At 73.4% G+C, this 2,513-nt stretch carries 2 protein-coding genes; both read left to right on the plus strand.

The window, feature by feature from the left end; translation table 11 throughout:
• The coding region (locus NBZ83_RS31580; protein WP_264764123.1) for a DUF58 domain-containing protein at nt 1-1,010 on the plus strand (1,010 nt) is incomplete at its 5' end.
• Nucleotides 1,007-1,966, plus strand: a complete 960-nt coding sequence (locus tag NBZ83_RS31585) for a VWA domain-containing protein (protein ID WP_261566335.1) — start codon at nt 1,007-1,009, stop codon at nt 1,964-1,966. The genes NBZ83_RS31580 and NBZ83_RS31585, both read left to right, overlap by 4 nt.
• The last annotated feature ends 547 nt before the right edge of the window (nt 1,967-2,513 follow it).

Below are 2,513 nucleotides of genomic sequence, written 5' to 3' on the forward strand. Positions count from 1 at the left end.
CCGCCACCCCGGCCGCCGACCCGGCGGTGGAGCGGACGCTGCGCCGCCTGGAGCTCACCGTGCTGCGCCGCCTCGACGGGATGCTGCTCGGCGACCACCTGGGACTGCTACCCGGCCAGGGCAGCGAGAAGGCGGAGAGCCGCGAGTACTCCATCGGCGACGACGTGCGCCGCATGGACTGGGCCGTCACCGCCCGCACCACCGTCCCCCACGTCCACGACCTCATCGCCGACCGGGAGCTGGAGACCTGGGCCCTGGTCGACCTCAGCGCCAGCAGCGAGTTCGGCAGCGGCGCCTGGGAGAAGCGGGACCTCGCCGTCGCCGCCACCGCCGCGGTCGGTTTCCTCACCGCCCGCACCGGCAACCGGATGGGCGCGGTGGCGCTCACCCAGACCGGGACGAAGCTGATCCCGGCCCGGCCTGGTCGCAACGGTCTGCGGGCGCTGCTGCGCGGCCTGCTCACGCTGCCCCGCACCGCGCACGACCGGCCACAGCGCCGGCCCGACCCGGCGGCCGCCACCGACCTCGCCGCGGCCGTGCAGGGCCTGCTGCGCCCGCCGCGCCGACGCGGCCTCGCCGTCGTCATCTCCGACTTCCAGTCCACCGATCTCGGCTGGGAACGCCCGCTGCGCGTGCTCGCCGCCCGCCACCAGGTGCTCGCCATCGAGATCGTCGACCCGCTGGAGCTGGCCCTGCCCGCGGTCGGCCTGCTGCCCGTCGTCGACGCCGAGACCGGGGCGATGCTGGAGGTGCCCACCTCGTCGCGCAAGTTCCGGCAGCGATACGCGGCGGCCGCCGCGGCGCACCGCCGGACGGTGTCACTCGCGCTGCGGCGCGTCGGCGCCGACCATCTCGTGCTGCGCACAGACTCGGACTGGCTCGTCGACATCGTCCGCTTCGCCTCGGCGAACCGGCGCGACCGCGGCGCCGGTCGGCGCGCGCCGGTCGGTCGCGCCGGCCCGGCGGCGGACGGCTCGCCAGCCCGGCCCGCCTGGGCGGGTAACCGGTGAGCTTCCTCGCCGGCCACTGGCTGTGGCTGTATCTGCTCGTCGCCGCGCTGCTCGGCGCCTACATCGCCGTCTCCGCGCGGCGACGGGTGTACGCGGCCCGCCTGTCGTCCACCTCGGTGCTGGCCTCGGTGCTGCCGCGGCGCCCGCAGTGGTGGCGCCGCCACGTCCCGGCCGCGCTGCTGCTGCTCACCCTCGCCGGCATGGTGCTCTCACTGGCCCGCCCGGCCCGCGCCGAACGGGTTCCCCGGGAGCGCGCGACGATCATCCTGGCCATCGACGTGTCGAACTCGATGGCGGCCACCGACATCACCCCGAACCGGCTGGAGGCCGCCAAGCAGGGCGCCGAGGCGTTCGTCGACCAGCTCCCGCCGCGTATCAACCTGGGCCTGGTCTCCTTCGCCGGCAGCGCGACGGTGCTCGTGCCCGCCTCCACCGACCGCGAGTCGGTCCGCGCCGGCATCCGCGGCCTGCAGCTCGGCCCGGCGACGGCCATCGGCGAGGGGATCTTCGCCTCGCTGCAGGCCATCAACACCGCGGGCAAGCGGTTCTCGGAGGCCGGCCAGAGCCCGCCGCCGGCGGCCATCGTCCTGCTCTCCGACGGCGAGACCACCCGCGGCCGGCCGAACACGCAGGCCACCGACGCCGCCCGGCAGGCGCACGTCCCTGTCGACACCATCGCCTACGGCACCAGTGACGGCACCCTCGACGTCGGCGGTCAGGAGGTGCCGGTGCCGGTCAACGAGCAGGCCCTCAACGAGATCGCCGACCAGACCGAGGGCTCCTACCACCGGGCTGCCACCGGCGACGAGCTGCGTTCGGTCTACAAGGGCCTGGGCAGCTCCATCGGCTACCGCACCGAGTACCGGGAGATCACCACCTGGTTCCTGGGCCTGTCCCTCGCACTGGGCTTCCTTGCCGCGGCGAGCTCGCTCGCCTTCACCTCCCGCCTTCCCTAAGCCCCCGTCCGCGAGAAGCTCCCGTCCGCGAGGCCGGCACGGCAGTCCGCGGTGCGCGGGAGCAGCGATTGCGGTACGCAGTGCACGGTCCGCGGACTCAGACCGGGCACTACGTACCGCAGTCGGCCCCGCCATGGTTCGGCTCATTCCGTCGGGGCGCGCGTCGAGCCGCCGTGGTCAGAAACGAATCTGCCAACACCTCGAGACCTGGGGTGCGAAGAACAGAGGGGGGCTGGGCTGTCTGTTCCTTCTGGGGGACGAATCGGACGTCGCCCCCCCCAGAAGAAACAGGTGGGTGCCCTCTCACGTATCCGCCGCCGACGCTCGAACCACCGGCCGTTCCACGACCAGCGTCAGCCGCACCATCTGGTGTCACGGAACGTGTTAGCGCGAGGGAGAGGGGGCTTCTGAGGGGGTGCACTAGTGGTCGTCGCTGCAAGTTCGTCGGTTATGCGGCGAGGGTGAGGCGGCGGGTGGTGTCGAGCAGGTCGGCGCGGGTGTACTTCCAGTCGAACGGGGTGGCTGTCTGGTTGTAGAGGGCCTGGAA

The organism is Frankia gtarii, assembly GCF_025403375.1.
Classification (GTDB): Bacteria; Actinomycetota; Actinomycetes; order Frankiales; family Frankiaceae; genus Frankia; species Frankia gtarii.